The sequence below is a fragment of the Roseateles sp. So40a genome (assembly GCF_048081605.1).
GTDB lineage: Bacteria > Pseudomonadota > Gammaproteobacteria > Burkholderiales > Burkholderiaceae_C > Roseateles.
In genome coordinates, this window is record NZ_CP182288.1 from 3,163,340 (window position 1) to 3,183,595 (window position 20,256).

At 69.1% G+C, this 20,256-nt stretch carries 17 protein-coding genes; 13 read left to right on the forward strand and 4 right to left on the reverse strand.

From position 1 onward, the window contains the following. Window positions 1–51: 51 nt before the first annotated feature. From ACNI65_RS14405 to ACNI65_RS14440, 8 genes are all read left to right on the forward strand, one after another. Window positions 52–2,538: a TonB-dependent siderophore receptor gene (locus ACNI65_RS14405; RefSeq protein ID WP_416757483.1), complete on the forward strand. Its 2,487-nt coding sequence runs from the start codon at window positions 52–54 to the stop codon at window positions 2,536–2,538. Between the two features lies 1 nt (window position 2,539). After that, on the forward strand, window positions 2,540–3,082 hold the full coding sequence (locus ACNI65_RS14410; protein ID WP_416757484.1) for a sigma-70 family RNA polymerase sigma factor: 543 nt from the start codon (window positions 2,540–2,542) through the stop codon (window positions 3,080–3,082). A gap of 169 nt (window positions 3,083–3,251) precedes the next feature. Then, complete coding sequence (locus ACNI65_RS14415) at window positions 3,252–4,646, forward strand: lysine N(6)-hydroxylase/L-ornithine N(5)-oxygenase family protein (RefSeq protein WP_416757485.1); 1,395 nt, start codon at window positions 3,252–3,254, stop codon at window positions 4,644–4,646. Next, the gene (locus ACNI65_RS14420) at window positions 4,637–5,881 is read left to right on the forward strand and encodes an MFS transporter (protein WP_416757486.1); all 1,245 of its coding nucleotides are present in this window, start codon (window positions 4,637–4,639) and stop codon (window positions 5,879–5,881) included. Before ACNI65_RS14415 ends, ACNI65_RS14420 begins: the two co-directional genes overlap by 10 nt. After that, the gene (locus ACNI65_RS14425; protein WP_416757487.1) at window positions 5,865–6,461 is read left to right on the forward strand and encodes a GNAT family N-acetyltransferase; all 597 of its coding nucleotides are present in this window, start codon (window positions 5,865–5,867) and stop codon (window positions 6,459–6,461) included. Before ACNI65_RS14420 ends, ACNI65_RS14425 begins: the two co-directional genes overlap by 17 nt. Next, window positions 6,458–8,353 carry an IucA/IucC family protein gene (locus tag ACNI65_RS14430; protein ID WP_416757488.1) on the forward strand — a complete coding sequence of 632 codons (1,896 nt, stop codon included), beginning with the start codon at window positions 6,458–6,460 and terminating at the stop codon, window positions 8,351–8,353. Before ACNI65_RS14425 ends, ACNI65_RS14430 begins: the two co-directional genes overlap by 4 nt. 35 nt (window positions 8,354–8,388) lie before the next feature. After that, window positions 8,389–9,168 carry a (2Fe-2S)-binding protein gene (locus ACNI65_RS14435; protein ID WP_416757490.1) on the forward strand — a complete coding sequence of 260 codons (780 nt, stop codon included), beginning with the start codon at window positions 8,389–8,391 and terminating at the stop codon, window positions 9,166–9,168. Further along, window positions 9,165–10,307, forward strand: coding sequence for an aromatic ring-hydroxylating oxygenase subunit alpha (locus ACNI65_RS14440; RefSeq protein WP_416757491.1), 1,143 nt, complete (start codon window positions 9,165–9,167; stop codon window positions 10,305–10,307). Before ACNI65_RS14435 ends, ACNI65_RS14440 begins: the two co-directional genes overlap by 4 nt. A 17-nt stretch (window positions 10,308–10,324) precedes the next feature. Here ACNI65_RS14440 and ACNI65_RS14445 read toward each other — a convergent pair whose 3' ends face one another. Further along, window positions 10,325–11,224, reverse strand: a complete 900-nt coding sequence (locus ACNI65_RS14445) for a LysR family transcriptional regulator (RefSeq protein ID WP_416757492.1) — start codon at window positions 11,222–11,224, stop codon at window positions 10,325–10,327. 92 nt (window positions 11,225–11,316) lie between these two features. Here ACNI65_RS14445 and ACNI65_RS14450 point away from each other — a divergent pair, with 92 nt between their 5' ends. Next, window positions 11,317–12,642 (forward strand): MFS transporter, encoded by a 1,326-nt coding sequence (locus ACNI65_RS14450; protein WP_416757494.1) that lies wholly within the window; start codon window positions 11,317–11,319, stop codon window positions 12,640–12,642. A 64-nt stretch (window positions 12,643–12,706) separates the two neighbouring features. Here ACNI65_RS14450 and ACNI65_RS14455 read toward each other — a convergent pair whose 3' ends face one another. Beyond that, complete coding sequence (locus ACNI65_RS14455; RefSeq protein WP_416757496.1) at window positions 12,707–13,504, reverse strand: substrate-binding domain-containing protein; 798 nt, start codon at window positions 13,502–13,504, stop codon at window positions 12,707–12,709. A 220-nt stretch (window positions 13,505–13,724) separates the two neighbouring features. Here ACNI65_RS14455 and ACNI65_RS14460 point away from each other — a divergent pair, with 220 nt between their 5' ends. The 3 genes from ACNI65_RS14460 to ACNI65_RS14470 all read left to right on the forward strand — a co-directional run bounded on the left by ACNI65_RS14460 (window position 13,725) and on the right by ACNI65_RS14470 (window position 16,824). Next, window positions 13,725–14,489, forward strand: coding sequence for an exodeoxyribonuclease III (locus tag ACNI65_RS14460; RefSeq protein WP_416757497.1), 765 nt, complete (start codon window positions 13,725–13,727; stop codon window positions 14,487–14,489). Window positions 14,490–14,680: 191 nt separating this feature from the next. Then, on the forward strand, window positions 14,681–16,126 hold the full coding sequence (locus ACNI65_RS14465; protein WP_416757499.1) for a methyl-accepting chemotaxis protein: 1,446 nt from the start codon (window positions 14,681–14,683) through the stop codon (window positions 16,124–16,126). 143 nt (window positions 16,127–16,269) lie between these two features. After that, window positions 16,270–16,824, forward strand: coding sequence for a PaaI family thioesterase (locus ACNI65_RS14470; protein ID WP_416757500.1), 555 nt, complete (start codon window positions 16,270–16,272; stop codon window positions 16,822–16,824). Here ACNI65_RS14470 and ACNI65_RS14475 read toward each other — a convergent pair whose 3' ends face one another. After that, entirely contained in the window at window positions 16,825–17,460 is a 636-nt protein-coding gene (locus ACNI65_RS14475; protein WP_416757501.1) for a bifunctional 4-hydroxy-2-oxoglutarate aldolase/2-dehydro-3-deoxy-phosphogluconate aldolase, read from the reverse strand. A 49-nt stretch (window positions 17,461–17,509) separates the two neighbouring features. After that, entirely contained in the window at window positions 17,510–19,330 is a 1,821-nt protein-coding gene (gene edd, locus ACNI65_RS14480; protein ID WP_416757503.1) for a phosphogluconate dehydratase, read from the reverse strand. Window positions 19,331–19,513: 183 nt separating this feature from the next. Here edd and ACNI65_RS14485 point away from each other — a divergent pair, with 183 nt between their 5' ends. After that, the gene (locus ACNI65_RS14485; protein WP_416757504.1) at window positions 19,514–20,137 is read left to right on the forward strand and encodes a gamma-glutamylcyclotransferase; all 624 of its coding nucleotides are present in this window, start codon (window positions 19,514–19,516) and stop codon (window positions 20,135–20,137) included. The last annotated feature ends 119 nt before the right edge of the window (window positions 20,138–20,256 follow it).

Consider the following 20,256-nt stretch of genomic DNA (forward strand, 5'->3'; position numbering starts at 1 on the left):
GAGTCGTTCGGTTCACAGGAAAGCCCACCATTTTCTGAAGAAAGGTTTTCCATGACTGCCCGACGCCTGCGCGCCGCCGCCGCTTCCTCCCATTCGTCCCATTCCTCTCGCACCTCTTTCCAGCGCACGTCCTCGTCCGCCGCCAGCCTCGCGGCCTGCCTCGCGCTGTCGCTGGCCTGCGGCGCGGTGCTCGCGCAGACCCCCGCCAGCCGGCCCGCGACCCAGGCCACGCGCAGCTTCGACATCCCGCCCGGCCCGCTGGACCTGGCGCTCACCCGCCTGGCGCGCGCCTCGGGCATCCTGCTGTCCTTCGATCCCAAGCTCGTCGAGGGTCGCCAGAGCGCCGGACTGGTCGGCGCCTACACGGTCGAGGCCGGACTGCGCGGCCTGCTCGGCGACGCGCCCTTGAGGGCCGTGCCGCAGGCCGACGGCAGCTACGTCGTCGAACGCGCGCCGGCCGATGAGGCCGCGGCCGCGCCGCTGACCCAGCTCCCGGTGGTGCGCATCAAGGCGCGCACCGACCCGCTGATGACCGAGAAGACCGATCGTTACGGCGTGGTGGCCTCGAACAGCGCCACGCGGCTCGCGCTCTCGCCGCGCGAGACGCCGCAGTCCGTCACCGTCGTGACGCGCGCGCGCATGGACGACTTCGGGCTGCTCAACGCCAACGACGTGCTCGCGAGCACCACCGGCGTCTCGGTCGACGTCGTCGAGACCGACCGGACCTACTTCAACGCCCGGGGCTTCGACATCTCCAACTTCCAGGTGGACGGCGTCGGACTGCCCTTCACCAACGGCGACCAGCTCGGTGACATCGACACCGCGCTCTTCGATCGCGTCGAGGTGCTGCGCGGCGCCAACGGGCTGCTGTCGTCGACCGGCAATCCCGCCGCCACAGTGAACTACGTGCGCAAGCGGCCCACGTCCAGCTTCCAGGGCGCGGTCGGACTCACGCTGGGTTCCTGGAACAAGAAGCGCGTCGAGGGCGACGTATCGGGCCCGCTGAACGACGCCGGCACGCTGCGCGGCCGCGCCATCGTGATGGCCCAGCGCAACGAGTCCTTCATGGACAACTACGCGCTCAGCAAGAACCTGGCGGCCGGGCTGCTCGAGGCCTCGCTGTCGCCGCGCACGACGCTGACGCTCGGCCTGTCGCGCCAGGCCAATCGCCCCGAAGGCACGGCCTGGGGCGGCCTGCCGCTGAACTACGCCGACGGCTCGCCGACCGACTATCCGCGCTCGACCGCCGCGGCGCCGCGCTGGTCCCATTGGGACAACACCGACACGACCGGCTTCGTCGAGCTCGCACATGCGCTGGGCGGCGGCTGGAATGCCAAGGCCATGGCGAGCTACCGCACGCTGAAGGCCGACGGCAAGCTGTTCAGCATCTCGGGCGCGCTGCCCGATCGCACGACGGGCGCCGGCACGGAGAGCTGGCTGTCAACGCAGGTCACCGACGAGACCCAGAAGCTTTTCGACGCCAGCGCCTCCGGGCCCTTCGAGCTGCTCGGACGTCGGCACGACCTGGTCGTCGGCGTCAACACCGCGCGCGTGCACAACGAGGCGTCCTACCAGCGCGGCGCGGGCAACGGCACCGCGATCATCGCCCCCGACGGCTGGGGCAACTACCCCGAACCGGCGTGGAATGGCGGCACCGGCTCGGCGGACTTCGTCAACCGCCGCGAGTCGATCTACGCGCTCGCGCGTTTGAACCTGGCCGATCCGTGGAAGCTGCTGCTGGGTCTGAACCACACGCGCATGCGCAGCGAGGGCCTGGGCTTCCGCGCCGTGCCGCGCGTCTACAAGGAGACCGAGACGGTGCCCTACCTCGGCACCGTCGTCGACCTCGACGCGCATCACTCGCTGTACGCGAGCACCACGACGATCGTGAATCCGCAGACGCAGGTCGACGCCAACCAGGCGCTGCTCGGTCCGATCAAGGGCCGCAACGTCGAGCTCGGCGCCAAGGGCGAATGGATGAACGGCGAGCTCAACGGCTCGTTCGCGGTCTTCCGCACCACGCAGAACAACCTGGCCGAGTACGCCGGCTTCGATGCCGACGGCGGGTTCTCGTACTACCGCCGCATCGACGCGACGGCCAAGGGTTTCGAGCTCGAACTGTCGGGTCGCCTGAGCCCGGACTGGGACCTGAGCGCGGGCTACACGCAGCTGCGCATCGAGGACGCCACCGGTGCCGACGCGCGCACCTTCGTGCCGCGCCGCACGGCGCGCGTGTCCGCGCGTTACCGCGTGCCCGCCCTGCCCGCGCTCAAGCTGGGCGCGACGCTGCGCTGGCAGAGCGACATCCACCGCGTCAACGGCACGCAGACCGCGCCCGACGGTTCGGTCATCATCGCGCGCCAGTCCGCGTATGCCGTGCTGGGGCTGATGGCGCGCTACGACTTCAGCGACCGGCTGAGCGCGCACCTGCTGCTCAACAACGTCACCGACCGCAAGTATCTGGCCAGCCTCTACTGGGACCAGAGTCTGCTGGGCGCCGGGCGGAACGGACAACTCACGCTGAACTGGAAGCTCTGAGATGACGGCGTCGCAGCCGCCGTCCATGCAGCCGCCGTCCGCGCATCCGCTCATTGCCGACTTCATCGCCCACCGCCCGCTGCTCAAGCGCGCGGCGTGGCGCTGGATGGGCGATCGCGATCTCGCCGACGATGTGGTGCAGGAGGCCTACATGAAGCTAATGCAGGCCGCGCCGCCCGGGGGCGTGCAGCAGCCGGTCGCGTACTGCATGCGTGTCGTGCAGCACCTGTGCATCGACCATCTGCGCCGCCGCCAGACCGAGCAGCAACTGCTCGGCGCGGAGGACGAGGGCCTCGACCAGGAGTCCTCGACGGGCACGCCCGAGCACCAGGCCATCGGGCGGCAACTGCTGCAGTGCGTCGATCGATGCCTGCGCGGTCTGCCCGCGCGCACGCGCCAGGCCTTCGTGCTGCATCGCGTGCACGGCCACACGCAACAGGAAGTCGCGCAGCGGCTGGGCGTGTCGATCACGCTCGTGAACTTCATGGTGCAGGACGCCGCGCAGGCGCTGGCGCGTTGCCCGGACCTGCGCGCGAAGACCTGATGGCGTGATCGCGTGATCGCTTGATGTCGTGATGTCGTGATGACGTCCGCAATCCCCCTTCGCGCGGCAGTGCCACTGCCTAAATATTCGGTCGCGGGATTCGTCAGAGAGGGATGAGGCGCGGCCACCGGTCGCGCTCCCCACTCTCAGCGACTGGAAGGCGGCCACGATGCCTGGCAACGATCCCCGATCCAACGACGCCGAGGTCCTTGATGTCATCGGCATCGGCCTCGGTCCCTTCAACCTCAGCCTCGCCTGCCTGATGGCGCCGCTGGCGGACGCGGCCTCGCCGTGCCGCGCGCTGTTCCTCGACGGTCATGCCGAATTCAACTGGCATCCCGGCATGATGATCGAGGAGACCACGCTGCAGAACCCCTGCCTGGCCGATCTGGTCAGCCTCGCCGATCCCACCAGCGCGTACAGCTACCTCAACTACTGCAAGCACAGCGGCGAGATCTACTCGCACTACATCAACGGTCCGCACTTCATCACGCGCGAGGCCTTCAACCGCTATTGCCAGTGGGCCGCGAAGCGCCTGCCCAACGTGCGATTCGGGCATGAGGTCGTGGCCATCTCGCATCAGCCGCACGCCGTGGACACCGCGCCCTATCGCGTCCACGCGCGCCGCGCGGACGGCACGCGGGTCGAGTTCCTCGCGCGCAAGCTGGTGATCGGTGTCGGCGCGCAGCCCAGCCTGCCGGCCTGCTGCGAGGACAGCGCGCATGGCTACCTGCACACCTCGCGCTACCTGGAGCACAAGGCCCAGCTGCTGGACAAGCGCTCCGTGACCATCGTGGGCAGCGGCCAGAGCGCGGCGGAGGTCTGCCATGACCTGCTCAAGGAAGCCGCGCGGCGCGGCACCACGGTCAACTGGATCACGCGCTCGCCCTACTTCTTCCAGATGGAGACGACCCGGCTGACGCTGGAGATGTTCTCGCCGGACTACACCGACTACTTCTACGGTCTGCCCGAGGACCGCAAGGCCGCGGTGCTCGCCCGCCAGGACAGCCTCTACAAGGGCATCAACGCGCGGCTGATGGACGACATCTACCACCAGCTCGAGCGCGCCCGGCAGCGCCAGTCCTTCCAGGCCCACCTCGTGACGCAGTCGGAACTGCGCCACTGCCGATTCGACGCGGCCGCCGATCAGCACGTGCTGGAGTTCCATCGCACCGACACCGGCGAGGTCTTCGAGCACCACACCGACGGACTGATCTTCGCGACCGGCTATCGGCAACGCGTGCCGCGCTTCCTCGGCGGCATCGAGCATCGGCTGCGCTTCGACCGCCAGGGCCGCTACCAGCCCACGCGCGACTACGCGGTCGACGTCACCGGCGGTGAGGTCTTCGTCCAGAACGGCGGCCTGCACAGCCACGGCCTGAGCAACCCCGAGCTGGGCCTGGCCTGCTATCGCAACTCCTGCCTGATCCGCGCGCTGACCGGCGTGGAGCATTACCCCATCGAGACCGGCTTCGCGCTGCAGAGCTTCGGCGTGCCGCGCTCGCCGCTGTTCCGGCCGCTCGCGTCGGGCTCACACGCCACGCAGGACATCGCATGCGCCTGAGACACGGACTGATCCTGATGACGCTCTTCGCCGTCATCAGCGACGCGCTGCTGATCCCGTTCTATCCGCAGTTCTTCGCGGAGCGCTACGGACACGCGAGCCCGTGGCATGTCGGCGCCTACGTGGCCTTCATCTCCATCACGGTGATGTGCGTGTTCCCGCTGTGGGTGCGCGTGGCGCGGCGCTTCGAGACGCTGCACATCCTGCAGGTGACGCAGGGCATCGCGGCCGTGCTGTGCCTGGCCAGCTACTGGGCGCCCGGCCTGGTCAGCTACTGGGCGCTGTCGATGGCGATGTTCGCGTTCAAGAGCAGCTACCTGCTCAACTTCCCCTACCTGATGCGCACCGAGTCCGACGACACGCGCGGCGCCACGATCGGGCTGCTGTCGGTGACGGCGCACCTGGGCGTGGTGCTCGGCGCGGTCGCCGGCGGCGCGGTGATCGAGCAGTGGGGGGTGCGCGAATGCGTGCTGCTGATGGCGCTCGCGGATGTGGTGCAGATGCTGATCTGCACCTGGCTGATCCGCAGCCGGCGCATGGTGCCGGTGCTGGCCCAGGACGACGAGGCCCGCACCGCGCCGCGGCGATTCAGCCTCGCGGGCCATGCGCCCATCCTGAAGCTGGCCGTGGTGATGCTGCTCTTCGACTTCGGCGCGGCGCTGGCGCGTCCGTTCTTCTCGGTCTACTGGTCCGGCGTCAGCCCGTGGGGCGGCGAGATCGTGGCGGGCGCGGCCTTCGCGGTGCCCAAGATCGTGGCCGTGTGCGCGCTGCTCATCCATCGCTGGCTGACGCTGCCCGAGACGCATCCGACGCGCCGCACGCTCGCCAACCTCGTGCTCGGCGGACTGGGGCTGCTGCTGCAGGCCGTGCCCGACATGGCGACGATGCTGATCGGCCGCGTGCTGCTGGGCTGGGCGCTGTACCAGCTGGTCATCAACTTCGACGTGCAGCTCTACCAGCTCAGCACGCCCGATGACTTCGGCCGCGATTACGGCGTCATCAACATCTTCCAGAACTGCGGCGTGCTGCTCGCGTCGTTCACGGCCGGCTCGCTGGTCGCGACGCTGGGGCTGCGGGCGCCGTTCCTGGTGGCCGGCGCGGCCTTCCTGCTCGCGGCCGCGCTGTGGCTCTGGAGCTTCCCCCGCGCCCGCGCCGACGTCCACTCCGACGCCGACAAGCTGTCGACCCCGATCCCATCCGACCCGCAGGAGTCCACCCATGCATCCGTTGCCTGAATCCGCCGCCGTGGCGGCCACGGCCTACACCTCGCCCGGCGGCGTGGCGTTCCGGCGCCTGCGCATCCCGGAGGACATCCCCATGATCCACGGCTGGTTCCAGCAGCCGCAAGCGGCCTTCTGGTGCCTGCAAGGCGCCACCGTGGCGGACGTGCGCGAGCTCTACGTCGCGCTGCTCGAGAGCGGTTTCCGCGACGTGCACATCGGCGAGATCGATGGCGAGCCGGTCGTGCTCGCCGAGTCCTACGACCCGCGCTTCGACCAGCTCGCCGATCATTACGCGGTGCAGCCCGGCGACCTCGGCATGCACATCTGCGTGGCGCCGCCGCGCCGCGTCGTGCATGGCTTCTCGCGCCGCGTCTTCCAGGCCGTGATGGACCTGATGTTCGACGGCCTGGGCGCGACGCGCGTCGTCGTCGAGCCCGACCAGCACAACGAGCGCATCCACACGCTCAACAAGACCTTCGGCTTCGTCTACCGCGGCAACGTGCAGCTGCGCGAGAAGGTGGCGAGCCTCGCGCTGTGCACCCGCGCGGACTACCGCACCGCCCTGCAACACCTCCAGGAGATCCCCGCATGACCTCGACTTCCATTTCTGTGTCCGCTTCTGCTTCCGTCTCTGCCACCGTCGTCGACCATCTGAACCCCGAGGTCTGGCGCCAGGTCAACCGGCTGCTCGTGCGCAAGGCGCTGTCCGAGTACGCGCACGAGCGCATCGTCGAGCCTCGCCTCGATCCCGCGCGCGCCGCGCAGCGTCCGCTGCATCAGAGCTACGCGCTGGCCACGCCCGACGGCCACACGGTCTACCGCTTCGAGGCGCGGATCCTGGCGCTGAGCCATTGGGCCATCGCCGCCGACTCCATCGCCTGCGAGGCCGGCGGCATCAGCCGCGATGTCGACGCGCTGCGCTTCATGACGGACTTCAAGCAGGCCTTGGGCCTCAAGCCCGAGCAGCTGCCGATCTACCTCGACGAAATCTGCAGCACGCTCTACAGCAGCGCGTACAAGCGGATCAACACGACGCACGGCAGCCGCGCGCTGATCGACGAGACCGACTTCCAGGTGATCGAGACCTCGATGACCGAGGGCCATCCGGCCTTCGTCGCCAACAACGGCCGGCTCGGTTTCGATGGCGCTGACTACCGCGCCTACGCACCCGAGGCGGCCTCGCCCTTCCAGATCGTGTGGCTCGCCGTGCATCGTGACCAGGCGGCCTTCCACTGCGTGCCCGACCTCAGCTACGAGCAGCTGCTGCGCGAGGAGCTCGGCGACGAGACGCTCGCCGGCTACGACCGTCAGTTGCGCGCGCAGGGGCTGACGCCGGCGGACTACCTCGTCGTGCCCGCGCATCCCTGGCAATGGGCCAACAAGCTCTCGGTCGCCTTCGCGCCCTACGTCGCCCAGCGGCGCATCGTGTTCCTCGGCCTCAGCGAAGACCAGTACCTCGCGCAGCAATCGATCCGTACGATGTTCAACGTCAGCGCGCGGCACAAGCGCTACGTGAAGACCTCGCTGTCAATCCTGAACATGGGCTTCATGCGCGGGCTGTCGCCGTACTACATGTCGGGCACGCCGGCGATCAACCAGTGGATCAAGGAGCTGCTCGACCGCGACGACGAACTGCGCGCCAACGGCTTCACGATGCTGCGCGAGGTCGCCTCGATGGGCTTCCGCAACCATTACTACGAAGCGGCCATCGAGACGGACACGCCCTACAAGAAGATGTTCTCGGCGCTGTGGCGCGAGAACCCGCTGCCGCTGCTCAAGGACGGCGAGCGGCTCATGACGATGGCCGCGCTGCTGCACGTCGACCGCGACGGCGAAGCGCTGCTGCCAGCGCTGATCGAGGCCTCGGGACTGGGCGCCAAGGTCTGGCTCCAGCGCTACCTGCAGGCCTACCTGACGCCGCTGATCCACTGCTTCTACACGCACGACCTCGTGTTCATGCCGCACGGCGAGAACCTCATCCTCGTGCTGCAGGGCCACGTGCCGGTGCGCGTGCTGATGAAGGACATCGCCGAGGAGGCCGCGATCTTCAACACCGAGGCGCAGCTGCCGGAGAACATCCGGCGCCTGGTGATGGACTTCCCGGAGGACCTCAAGACGCTGGCCGTGTTCATCGACATCTTCGACGGCTTCTTCCGCTACATGAATGAGATCCTCGTCGAGCACGGCGTATGCGGCGAGCAGGACTTCTGGCGCGCGGTGGCGGACAACATCCGTCATTACCAGGACGAGCATCCGCAGCTGCGCGAGAAGTTCGCGCGCTACGACCTCTTCGCGCCGACCTTCCGGCAGTCCTGCCTGAACCGGCTGCAGATGGGCAACAACACGCAGATGATCAATCTGTCCGACCCGGCAGCCAACCTCAAGATCATCGGCACGCTGGACAACCCGCTGGCGCCGTTCGGGCCGAACGCAGCCGCCGCGGCGGCCCAGCCGCGATCAACGGCGATCGAGGTCGCATCCTGACACTCGACGCGTTCTTCGCGCAGGCACGCGCGATCGTGCCGTCGCTGCAGGGGCGGTGCGGAGTCGATGGCTCGGGACGCGCCGAGCGGGGGCTGCCCGCGGGCCTCGCCGCCGAAGAGCTCGTGGCGGCAATGCGGGCGAGCGAGCCCGCCGCTGGTCGCGCGTTCTGGGCGCTGCGCGCGTGGGCACGGCTCGTCTGGCAACCGACCTACGCCAGCGTCTTCGCGGTTGAACTCGCGGGCCGTGTGCTGTCGCTGGACGGGCTGCGATGGGAAGTCGATGTCGACGAGGCGGATGTGAGCGGCTTCATCGTGACAGCTCGCGGCCTCAACGGCATCGGACCGCGAGTGCTCCACCAGCCCTCACCCCAACCCCTCTCCCGCTTCGCGGGCGAGGGGCTTGCAGGCACGCGTCACGAGGAACGCAGGCGCGCGGCGGCGCAAGTGCTTGCGATGTCGTCGGCGCTGCTGACTGCCGTGCAGGCACAGCTGCCGCTGCATCCCAAGGCAGCGCGGCGGCTGCTGGCGGACTGCGTGCTGTCGGCGCTGCTGCGCGCACAGCCCATCACGCGGCTCGCGGACGAACAGGTGCGCGACCTCGGTGCCGACTGGCTGGCCCTGCTCGATGCGACCGGCGACAGCGACTACCTGGCCTTCCACACGGCGGCGGGCGACTCGCGCCTGGCGCTGGACCGCGGCGTGTGCTGTCTGGATGACCGCCGCGCCGGCGGTGAACTGTGCAACACCTGCCCGCGTCTGCCGCGCGCCGAACGGCTGCGGCGGCTCGGCGCCCAAGATCTTCGGAACTCCGCATGAACGACATCGTCCGACGCGCCCATCTGCTGTCCACCCAGCCGCAGCTGCCGGTGCAGGCCTATTTCGATGAAGCGCTCTTCCAGCGCGAGATGGCCATGTTCGAGCGCCAGGCGCCGCGCTACGTCGGCCATCGCCAGTGGGTGCCGGAGCCCGGCGACTGGCGCACGCTCGCGCACGAGGACAACGCGCGCGTGCTGGTGCATGGACGCGAGGGCGTGAAGCTGCTGTCCAACGTGTGCCGCCATCGTCAGGCGCTGATCCTCGGCGGCGAGCCGGGCGCGGTGACGAGCGGAACCTCGACGGGCAAGCTGTCGGCGCAGTCGGGCGGCCACATCGTGTGTCCGCTGCATCGCTGGACTTACAACGACACCGGTGAGCTGATCGGCGCGCCGCATTTCTCGCCGCAGCCCTGCGCGCATCTGCCGCGGTATGCGCTCAAGGAGTTCGATGGTGCGTTCTTCGAAGGCCCCCGCGATCCCGCGCGCGATCTGGCGGGTCTGTTCAAGCGGCCGGAGTTCGACTTCTCCGACTACGTGCTGGACCGCATCGAGACGCACACCTGCCGCTACAACTGGAAGACCTTCATCGAGGTCTACCTGGAGGATTACCACGTCGGTCCGTTCCATCCGGGGCTGGGCAGCTTCGTGACCTGCGACGACCTGGACTGGGAATTCGCCGAGCCGTTCAGCGTGCAGCGCGTCGGGGTGCATCGCGAGCTGGACTCGCCGGGATCGCCGATCTACCGGGCCTGGCACGAGAAGCTGCTGGCGTATCGCGGCGGCGTGCCGCCGAGTTTCGGCGCGATCTGGGTGACCTACTACCCGACGCACATGATCGAGCTCTACCCGCACGCGCTGGTGCGCTCGACGCTGCATCCGCGCGGCCCGCAGGAGACGCTCAACGTCACGGAGTTCTACTACCCCGAGGACATCGTCGCGTTCGAGCGCGAGTTCGTCGAGGCGCATCAGGCGGCGTACAACGAGACGGTGGTCGAGGACGACGAGATCGCCGAGCGCATGGACGCCGGACGCCGCGCGCTGTGCCGCCGCGGCACCACCGACGCCGGTCCCTATCAATCGCCGATGGAGGATGGGATGCGCCACTTCCACGAGTGGTATCGGTTGGCGATGGGGGGATAGCTGGTCCCGGCAGCCCTTCAAGGCGCGCGCAGGCCGCGTACCAGCATCTCCGCGAGCGCTGCGACGCGGGGCGACGGACGATGCCCCTTGCGTGAGATCAGACCCAGCGTCCGGCTGACCGACGGCCGCAGCAGCGGAACACCGACCAGTTCCCTGGGCGGCACCCCGGAGAGCGCCAGCCGAGGAATGGCGCTCACGCCAAGTCCCGCCCGCACCAGCGCCAGCGCGCCTTCCACGTGATTGACCTCCACATGGGTCGCGGGTCGCGCCTTGGCCTGCGCCGCGGCGTTGTCCAGCAACATGCGGTTGCCGCTGTCGGCGGCCAGCGTGATGAAACGCTCGTTCACCAGTTCATCCCATCCGACGCCTCGCTTCGTGGCCAGCGGATGCCGGGCCGGCACCGCGAGGACATAGCGCTCGTTCACGATGGCCGTGAAGTCGATGGAAGGCTCCTGCGCGCCGAGGAAGTTGAGGCCGAAGTCGGCCTGCCGCTCCACCACAGCCTTGAGCACCAGCGGCGCGCTCTGGTCGAGCAGCTTGATGCGCGTGTCGGGATAGGTCCTGGCGAATTCGGCGAGCACGGGCGGCAGCAGATGATTGGCCACGGACGGGATGCAGGCGATGGTCACCAGCCCCGCCCGCTGCACGGCGCGTTCGCCCACGCCGGAGATCGCTTGCTGAAGCGACGCCAGGGCCTCCCGCGCATGCGCCAGGAATTGCTCGCCCTCCTCGGTCAGACCCACGCGCCGCGTCGTGCGGTCGAACAGCCGGATGCCCAGCGCCGCCTCGATGCGGTCGATGCGGCGGCTGAGCGCCGAGGCCGAGATGAAGAGCGCCTCCGACGCGGCGCGAAAACTCATGCGCTCCGCCACCGCCACGAAGGCTTCCAGTTCGCCCAGATCGAAATTGATCCTCATGGCGCATCAATCATTCAGTTATTTGCACTTCCTTCAATGGTGACCGAAAAGGATGATGGCCGGCAAGGAGACTTCCACAACAAAGGTATGCCATGAGCTCTTACAGCGCCGTCCCCGGTCGGGTGCCCGCGTCCGCGCCCTCCACCCCGCCCCGCCTGCCACGGCGGGCCGCTCTCGGTGCGGTGCTCCGCGTCACCAGCGGCAACTTCCTGGAGATGTTCGACTTCTTCCTCTACGGCTTCTATGCCACCTACATCGCCCAGACCTTCTTCCCGAGCGACAGCGAGTACATCTCGCTGATGCTGACCTTCGTGACCTTCGGAGCGGGCTTCCTGATGCGCCCGCTGGGCGCCATCATCCTGGGCGCGTACATCGACAGGATCGGCCGCCGCCGGGGACTCGTGCTCACCCTGGCCATCATGGCCGCGGGCACGGTGCTGATCGCTTTCACCCCGTCGCACGCCGCCATCGGCGTGGCCGCGCCGGTCCTGGTGCTGATCGGCCGCCTGCTGCAGGGCTTCTCGGCGGGGGTGGAACTGGGCGGGGTCTCGGTCTACCTCTCGGAGATGGCCACACCCGGACGCAAGGGCTTCTACGTCAGCTGGCAATCGGCGAGTCAGCAGGCCGCCATCATGGTGGCCGCGGCGCTGGGATACGGCATCGGCCAATGGTTCAGCGCGGCGCAGATCAGCGACTGGGCCTGGCGCATCCCCTTCTTCATCGGCTCGCTCATCCTGCCTTTCGTCTTCCACATCCGCCGCTCGCTGGCGGAGACCGAGGCCTTCCTCGCGCGCAAGCACCACCCTTCGCTGCGCGAGATCGTGTCATCGATGGGTCGGAACTGGGCCCTGGTCGGCGCCGGGATGATGCTGGTGATCATGACCACGGTCTCGTTCTACCTGATCACCGTGTACACGCCCACCTTCGGCAAGTCGGTCCTGCACCTGTCGGCCACGAGCGCCCTGCTGGTGACCTTCTGCGTCGGTCTCTCGAATTTCATCTGGCTGCCCGTGATGGGCGCGGTGTCCGACCGGATCGGACGCTGGCCACTGCTGGTGACCTTCAGCCTGCTGGCCCTGTTCACGGCCTATCCGTCGCTGTCGTGGCTGGTGCACGCGCCGACCTTCGAGCGCATGCTGGCCGTGGAGCTATGGCTGTCGTTCCTCTACGCCAGCTACAACGCAGCCACGATCGTGGCGCTCACCGAGATCATGCCGCCCGAGGTGCGGACCACCGGCTTCTCGCTGGCCTACAGCCTGGCCACCGCGCTGTTCGGGGGTTTCACGCCGCTGGTGTCGACCTGGCTCATCGAGACGACCGGCGACAAGGCCGCGCCCGGCATCTGGCTGAGCGGCGCCGCGGCCTGCGGCCTGGCGGCGACGGTCCTGCTATATCGAGGCCTGGTCAAGGCCCGCTAGCCCGCCAGTCCGCCGCCGTCCGCCTCCTCGCCACCGCGAGGGGCGGGCGGGCGGCTGGAAAGTCTTACCGAGCGACCGGATGGAGGCCGCTGCCCTCGATGGCACCGGCGCTCTGCGCCGAGGACAGGTACTTGATGAAGGCCTCGGCCTGCATCCGCCGCTTGGAGCCGGTGACCACGGCGGCCGCGTACGGCGTGACCTTCTGGATCTCCGGCGGCAGCTCGCCGACGATGTCGATGCCCTTCACCGGCTGCAACTCGCTGCGTTGCTGGCAGCCGAAGGCCGCCTGGCGGCTCGCCACGATCTCTCCCACCGGGGTCGCCGGGATCTGACGGCCCTTGGCCTTGACCTCGCGCTCGATGCCCAGGCGCGCGAGCAGGGTGTGTTGGATGTACTCGCCGCTGGCGCTGTCCGACCAGGCGATGGACGGCGCGTCCAGGAAGGCCTGCTTCACCTTGGCGGTCGTGCCCAGGTCCGGGTGAGGCTCGCCGGCCGGCACCGCGCAGGCGATGAACGAACGGGCCAGGACCACCTTGGTGCTGCCGTCGACCAGCCCTTGGGCGATCAGCTGGTCCAGCGCGGACTCGACCATGACGAGCACATCCAGCGGCTCCCCCCGGGCGAGGCGGGCCGGGATGGCCTGTGCCGTGCGACCCATGGACGGTCCGAACTGTTGATCGACCTGCTGCGCCGGGAACTGGCTGCTGTACTGCGAGGCCAGCGTCTTGAAGGCCTCGGCGAACCCGCCGGAGGAGACGGCGACCAGCTTGTCGGCACACCAGGCCGGAGCGCTGAAGAGCGTCGTGGCGAGCAGCGCCGTGAGGAGCCGGCCGGGTCGGAGGGAGGAGCGGTTGGACTGCATGGAAGCCGTTCGTAGTGCAAAGACGACATGGTCGATCGACGCCACCGCTGCGTCCAGTGCAATGTTCTGAACTTTTATTGCGTATGGCGCAACGCTCCCCGTCGTCCCCTCGGTCCGGGCTGGCGCGCGCCCCTGACCCGGCGCTCTCCCCCGCCCAACCACCCCAGGGAGCCGACGCGGGATACTTGCGGCCGCGTTGAACCTCAGCAAGAGAAGAGTCATGAAATTCGCCACCTGGAACGTCAACTCCCTGGCCGTGCGCCTGCCGCAGCTGCTTGACTGGCTCAAGGCCAATCCCGTCGACGCGCTCGTGCTGCAGGAGACCAAGCTCACCGACGACAAGTTCCCCACCCTGGAGATCGGCGAGGCCGGTTATCAGGTCCAGTGGTTCGGACAGAAGACCTACAACGGCGTGGCCCTGCTCAGCCGCACCCCCGCGCTGGACGTCGTCAAGAACATCACCGGCTACGCCGACGAGCAGGCCCGCCTGATCGCCGGCACCGTGGGCGACGTGCGCGTCATCGGCGCCTACTTCCCCAATGGCCAGGCGCTGGACAGCGACAAGTTCGTCTACAAGATGGCCTGGCTGGACGGCCTGCGCGCCTACCTCGCTGACGAACTGAGCCGGCACGAGAAGCTCGTGCTGATGGGCGACTTCAACATCGCCCCTGAGGACCGCGACTGCTACGACCCGGCCGCGTTCGTCGGCCAGACCCACACCTCGCCGCAGGAACGCGCCCACTTCCAGGCGCTGCTCGACCTGGGCCTGACCGACGCCTACCGGATGTTCGAGCAGCCGCCCAAAAGCTACAGCTGGTGGGATTACCGGATGCTGGGCTTCCAGAAGAACAAGGGCCTGCGCATCGATCACATCCTCGTCAGCGCGGCGCTGAAGTCCCGCGTCACCGCCTGCACGATCGACCGCGCCATGCGCAAGCTGCCCAAGCCCAGCGATCACGCCCCGGTCATCGTCACCCTCGATTGACCCTCCCCCTTGTTCCACCCATCGGGCGGCCCTCGCGCGGGGGCCCTCGATCCGCGCGACTTCGTTCACGCGCCATCAGCACACCCTCACCTGGAGCGCAATCACTTGATCTTGCGCAAAGAGTGCTCGAACTGACTCATTGATGCTACGTCTTGATCCACGTCAAGACCTACCGTACAGGGGAAGCATCGATGAGAACCAATCTGCCGGTCACGCAACGGGAGTTCCCGTTTCCCGAGGGCCGCGCGCTGGTGTCCACCACCGACCTGCAGGGCCGCATCCAGCATTGCAACGACGTGTTCGTGGCGGTGAGCGGCTTCCGCCGCGAGGAGTTGATCGGCAAGGCCCACAACGTGATCCGGCATCCCGACATGCCGCCCGAGGCCTTCCGCGATCTCTGGGCGACCATCCAGGCGGGACGGCCGTGGTCGGGCATGGTCAAGAACCGCCGCAAGGACGGCGACCATTACTGGGTGCTGGCGAACGTGACGCCCTTGCTGCGCGGCGGCGAGCCCGCGGGCTACCTGTCGGTGCGCACCCAACCCACGCGCGAGCAGATCCGTGACGCCGAGGCGCTGTACGCGCGCATGACGGCGGCGATAGCCCATGGCGGTCCCGCCATCGCCTTGAGCCACGGCCGGGTCCGCGCATCGCTGTGGCGCCGCGCCGCGAGCGGCGTGCTCCGTGCCTTGCTTCCGGGTGCCGCGCGCGCCGAGCGCCGCGATGCGTTGCGTGTGGCCGAGCGGCTGGCCGCGGGCGAACTGGCCGTGCCGCTCGCCACCGCCTCGGGCCGGCACGACAGCCAGCCACGGCGCACGCCGCAAGGACCGCTCCAGCGCGCGCTCACGCAGCTGCGCGTCAACCTGCGGGCGCTGGTCTCGGACACCCAGCATGAGCTGGGCCAGATGCGCGCCGTGTCGGACGCGATCGCGCAGGGCAACCACGACCTCGCGCGCCGCACCGAGGCGCAGGCGGCCAACCTCGCCCAGACCGCCGGGAGCATGCGCCAGATCACCGACGAGGTCCGCGGCAATCGCGACGCGGCCCGGCGCGCGCGGGGCGTGGCCTCGGAGCTCGGCGACGCGGCGCGGCGCAGCGATGACAACGTCCGCTCGGTCAACGAGACGATGGCGGCGATCGCGCAGGCCTCGGCGCGCATCGGCGAGATCACGCAGCTGATCGAGGGCATCGCGTTCCAGACCAACCTGCTGGCCTTGAACGCCGCCGTCGAGGCCGCGCGCGCGGGCGATCACGGACGCGGTTTCGCGGTCGTCGCCGGCGAGGTGCGCGCGCTCGCGCAGCGCAGCACCGTGGCGGCGCGAGAGATCAAGCAGCTGATCGCCGCATCCGGCGAGAAGGTCGAGGCCGGCACACGTCAGACCGGCCAGGCGCGGCGCAGCATGGCCGACACGCTGTCTGCCGTGGAGCGCTTCGGCGGCGTCATCGAGGACATCGAGCGCAGCGCGCAGGCGCAGCTCGAGGACATCTCGCAGGTCTCGGACGCGGTGCGCCAGCTCGAGTCGATCACGCAGCAGAATGTCGCGATGGTCGAGGACCTGGCGCGATCGTCGGACCGCCTGCGCGGCCAGGCCGGTGAGGTCGCGGCGGCACTGGACGTCTTCCAGCTGGAGCGCTGAACGATCGGCGAGCGCGGACCGACGATCATCAGATCGCGGATCAGGGTTTTTTGATGCCGGTCGACATTGATACGTCGCTTCTGGGAACATCGCGCGCGGGGGGCCGAGCTCCCGATCGTGGACTTCCAGACAGGACAACGACAATGACTGCTGCAGCGAATCCGGCGCACGAGGACGTGCTTCATCAATGGATCGAGGAGGAGAAGGCGGTCCGGGCGAGGTTCCGTCCCGATCACGGCGTGGCCACGATGGCGGAGATCGCCGGGTTGAGCGGCCTGGAACAGATGCAGGCGATGATGGACGGCAAGCTCCCGCCGCCGCCCATCGCGCAGACGCTGGATTTCACGCTGATCAGCGTGCGCAAGGGCGAGGCGATCTTCCAGGGCACGCCCAAGTTCCGGCACTACAACCCGCTGGGCACCGTGCACGGCGGCTGGTACGCGACGCTGCTGGATTCCGCGTTGGGGTGCTCGGTGCACACGACGCTGGATCCGGGCCGCGGCTACACGACGCTGGAGTTGAAGGTCAACCTCGTGCGCGCGCTCAACGACAAGGTGCCACTGGTGCGCGCGATCGGCCGCACGCGGCACGTCGGCCGGCAGATGGCCACCGCCGAGGCCGACCTGGTCGGCCACGACGGGAAGCTGTATGCGCATGCGAGCACGACCTGCCTCGTGTTCGATCCGCCGAAGCGGTGATCAGGTCCGCAGCGCGCTCGCTTCCTTCGCCAGCTGCGTGATGCGGGCCCAGTCGCCCGCCTTCACCGCGTCGGCCGGGGTCAGCCACGAGCCGCCGCAGACCTTCACGTTGGAGAGCGCCAGGAAGTCCGGCGCCGTCTGCACCGTGATGCCGCCGGTGGGGCAGAACACCACATCGGGGAACGGGCCGGCCAGCGCCTTCAGCAGGTTCACGCCGCCCACCGCCGTGGCCGGGAACAACTTCAGGAACTTGTAGCCCGCGTCGCTGGCCATCATCACCTCGCTGGCCGTCGACACGCCCGGCAGCAGCGGCAGGAAATGCGCCTCGCAGGCGCTCGCCACGTCCTGCGTGAAGCCCGGGCTGACCGCGAAGCAGGCACCGGCCTCCTTCGCCGCGATGGCGTCCGCCGAGGTGCGCAGCGTGCCCGCGCCGACCAGCGCCTCGGGCACCTCCTTGGCGATCGCCGCGATCGCCGCCAGCGCTGCCGGCGTGCGCAGCGTCACCTCCAGCACCTTCACGCCGCCCGCGACCAGCGCGCGCGCCAGCGGTACCGCGTCCTCGACGCGATCAATCACGATCACCGGAATCACCGGGCCGTGCTCGGCCAGGCTCAAGGTGTCCTTGATGGAAGTCATGTGAGCTCCTCGTCTTCGAAACTGAAACCGTCCGACGCGTCCCGCAGCCTCACAGCCACGTGACCGCGCCCTCCTCCGCCGTCGTCACGTTGCGCCGCATGCCCGCGAACAGCTCGCGGCCCATGCCGGCGCCGTTGTCCAGCACCGCGTCGTCGGTGATCCGCGCCAGCTCGCGCCGATCCCATTCCGCCGCCGGCACCAGCGCCGTCAGCTCGCCGCTGTTGGCGCACACGCGCACCAGATCGCCATCGCGCAGCTTGGCCAGCGGTCCGCCGGACAGCGCCTCCGGGCTGACGTGGATCGCCGCCGGCACCTTGCCCGACGCGCCGCTCATGCGCCCGTCCGTGACCAGCGCCACCTTGAATCCCTTGCCCTGCAGCACCGCCAGCGGCGGCGTCAGCTTGTGCAGCTCCGGCATGCCGTTGGCCTGCGGGCCCTGGAAGCGCACGACGACGACGACATCGCGTTCCAGCTCGCCGGCCTTGAACGCGGCCTGCATCGCCTCCTGGCTGTCGAAGATGCGCGCCGGCGCCTCGACGGTGTGCCGGTCCTCCGGCACCGCCGAGACCTTGATCACCGCGCGGCCCAGGTTGCCCGCCAGCAGCTTGAGCCCGCCCGTCGGCGAGAACGGCGCCGCGACCGAGCGCACCACGGCCTCGTCGTTGCTGCGGGCCGGCAGGTCCTGCCAGGTCACCGAGCCGTCCTCGGCGCGGCGCGGCAGCCGGCCGAAGGCGTTCAGGTCCTGGCCCGACACCGAGGTCAGCACGTCGCCGTGCATCAGACCCGCGCCGACCAGCTCCTTGATGACGAAGCCCGGGCCGCCCGCGGCCTGGAACTGGTTCACGTCGGCGCTGCCGTTCGGATAGACCCGCGCCAGCAGCGGCACGACCGAGGACAGCTCCGAGAAATCGCTCCAGTCAATCAGGATGCCCGCCGAGCGCGCCACCGCGACCCAGTGGATCAGGTGGTTCGTCGAGCCGCCCGTGGCCAGCAGCGCGGCCATCGCGTTGACGATGGTGCGTTCGTCGACCATGCGGCCGATGGGTGTGTAGTCGCGCTGCGGGATGATCTTCAGCGCCTGGCGCACCGCCTCGCGGGTCAGCGACTCGCGCAGCCCGTCATGCGGGTGGACGAAGGCCGCGCCAGGCACGTGAAGGCCCATCGCCTCGAGCAGCATCTGGTTGCTGTTGGCCGTGCCGTAGAAGGTGCAGGTGCCCGCGCCGTGATAGGCCTGGGACTCGGCCTGCAGCAGCTCGTCGCGGCCGACCTTGCCCTGCGCGTAGAGCTCGCGCACCTTGGCCTTGTCGTTGTTGGACAGGCCCGAGCTCATCGGCCCGGCCGGCACGAACACGCAAGGCAGGTGGCCGAAGTGCAAGGCGCCGATCAGCAGCCCCGGCACGATCTTGTCGCAGATGCCCAGCAGCAGCGCCGCATCGAACACGTCGTGCGACAGCGCCACCGCCGTGCCCATCGCGATCGTGTCGCGCGAGAAGAGGCTCAGCTCCATGCCCGGCGTGCCCTGCGTCACGCCGTCGCACATCGCCGGCACGCCGCCGGCGACCTGCGCGGTCGCGCCCTGGCGGTGGACCTCGTCGCGGATCAGCGCGGGGTAGCCCTCGTAGGGCTGGTGCGCCGAGAGCATGTCGTTGTAGGCCGTGACGATGCCCAGGTGCGGGGCCTTCTCGGCCACGATGCGCAGCTTGTCATTGGCCGGCATCGCCGCCACCGCGTGCGCGACGTTCGCGCAGCCCAGGCGTTGGATGCCGCGCTGGCGGCCCGCCATGCGCTCGATCAGGTCCAGGTAACGCTCGCGCGAAGCGGCGCTGCGCGCCTTGATGCGCGCCGTGACGTCCAGAAGCGTCTTGTTCATGCCGACTGCCGATGTAACTCGGCCAGGGTTAGATTGGTAACCATATTACACGTCCCGGAGGTCAGACGACGCTCCAAGCGGCGTTTCCCGGGTACAAGCGGGTTACAGAAACAGGTTTGCCCCTCGCCCGGCGCGGCAGACCACATGCCCGCCCCGCCACGGTGCCTGTGGCAGCATTCCGCCATGAATCACGATCCCTTGGCCGGCGCGCGGCTGGAAGACCTTCCCGCGCACAGTCAAGCCCTGCTGTCGGTGGCCGAGCGCCAATGGGACCGCGAGCACGGGCTCATGATGTTCGCTTATGGCTCGCTCATGTGGAACCCCGGCTTCGAGCCCGCGCAGACGCTGGTGGCGAAGGTCCAGGGTTATCACCGCGCGCTGCGGCTGCGCTCACTGGTCAACCGCGGCAGCGCCGAGCAGCCCGGCCTGGTGATGACGCTGCTGTCCGGCGGCAGTTGCCGCGGGCTGCTCTACCGGGTCGAGCCCAGTGAGAGCGAGGCCACGCTGCGCCGGCTGTGGCTGCGGGAGATGGTCGTCGGGACCTACGTGCCGCGCTGGATCGATTGCCAGTGCGCGGACGGGCTGGGCGTGCGCAAGGCGCTGGCGTTCACGCTGTCGCGGCGCAGCCCGGGCTGGGCGGGCGAGCTGCCCGATGAGCACCTGCTGCACATCCTGCGTCACGCGCGTGGCCGGTACGGGACGACGCTGGATTACCTGGAACGCGCGGTCGCGAGCCTGCGCGAGCATGGGATCCGGGATCGGGCGCTGGAGCGGCAACTGGCGCTGGCTCGGCAGCACGGGCTCTGAACCTCGGGCCGCACTGCCACGGCCCTTGAAGCCCCTCGCCCGCGCAGCGGGAGAGGGGTTGGGGTGAGGGCTCGTGTGAGGGCACGGTGGCCTTCGAAGAGCCCTCACCCCCGCCCTCT

Excerpts from the sequence above, each read along its gene's own strand:
- ACNI65_RS14405 (WP_416757483.1), top strand. The coding sequence starts at position 52 with ATGACTGCCCGACGCCTGCGCGCCGCCGCCGCTTCCTCCCATTCGTCC.
- ACNI65_RS14410 (WP_416757484.1), top strand. The coding sequence starts at position 2,540 with ATGACGGCGTCGCAGCCGCCGTCCATGCAGCCGCCGTCCGCGCATCCG.
- ACNI65_RS14415 (WP_416757485.1), top strand. The coding sequence starts at position 3,252 with ATGCCTGGCAACGATCCCCGATCCAACGACGCCGAGGTCCTTGATGTC.
- ACNI65_RS14420 (WP_416757486.1), top strand. The coding sequence starts at position 4,637 with ATGCGCCTGAGACACGGACTGATCCTGATGACGCTCTTCGCCGTCATC.
- ACNI65_RS14425 (WP_416757487.1), top strand. The coding sequence starts at position 5,865 with ATGCATCCGTTGCCTGAATCCGCCGCCGTGGCGGCCACGGCCTACACC.
- ACNI65_RS14430 (WP_416757488.1), top strand. The coding sequence starts at position 6,458 with ATGACCTCGACTTCCATTTCTGTGTCCGCTTCTGCTTCCGTCTCTGCC.
- ACNI65_RS14440 (WP_416757491.1), top strand. The coding sequence starts at position 9,165 with ATGAACGACATCGTCCGACGCGCCCATCTGCTGTCCACCCAGCCGCAG.
- ACNI65_RS14445 (WP_416757492.1), bottom strand. The coding sequence starts at position 11,224 with ATGAGGATCAATTTCGATCTGGGCGAACTGGAAGCCTTCGTGGCGGTG.
- ACNI65_RS14450 (WP_416757494.1), top strand. The coding sequence starts at position 11,317 with ATGAGCTCTTACAGCGCCGTCCCCGGTCGGGTGCCCGCGTCCGCGCCC.
- ACNI65_RS14455 (WP_416757496.1), bottom strand. The coding sequence starts at position 13,504 with ATGCAGTCCAACCGCTCCTCCCTCCGACCCGGCCGGCTCCTCACGGCG.
- ACNI65_RS14460 (WP_416757497.1), top strand. The coding sequence starts at position 13,725 with ATGAAATTCGCCACCTGGAACGTCAACTCCCTGGCCGTGCGCCTGCCG.
- ACNI65_RS14465 (WP_416757499.1), top strand. The coding sequence starts at position 14,681 with ATGAGAACCAATCTGCCGGTCACGCAACGGGAGTTCCCGTTTCCCGAG.
- ACNI65_RS14470 (WP_416757500.1), top strand. The coding sequence starts at position 16,270 with ATGACTGCTGCAGCGAATCCGGCGCACGAGGACGTGCTTCATCAATGG.
- ACNI65_RS14475 (WP_416757501.1), bottom strand. The coding sequence starts at position 17,460 with ATGACTTCCATCAAGGACACCTTGAGCCTGGCCGAGCACGGCCCGGTG.
- edd (WP_416757503.1), bottom strand. The coding sequence starts at position 19,330 with ATGAACAAGACGCTTCTGGACGTCACGGCGCGCATCAAGGCGCGCAGC.
- ACNI65_RS14485 (WP_416757504.1), top strand. The coding sequence starts at position 19,514 with ATGAATCACGATCCCTTGGCCGGCGCGCGGCTGGAAGACCTTCCCGCG.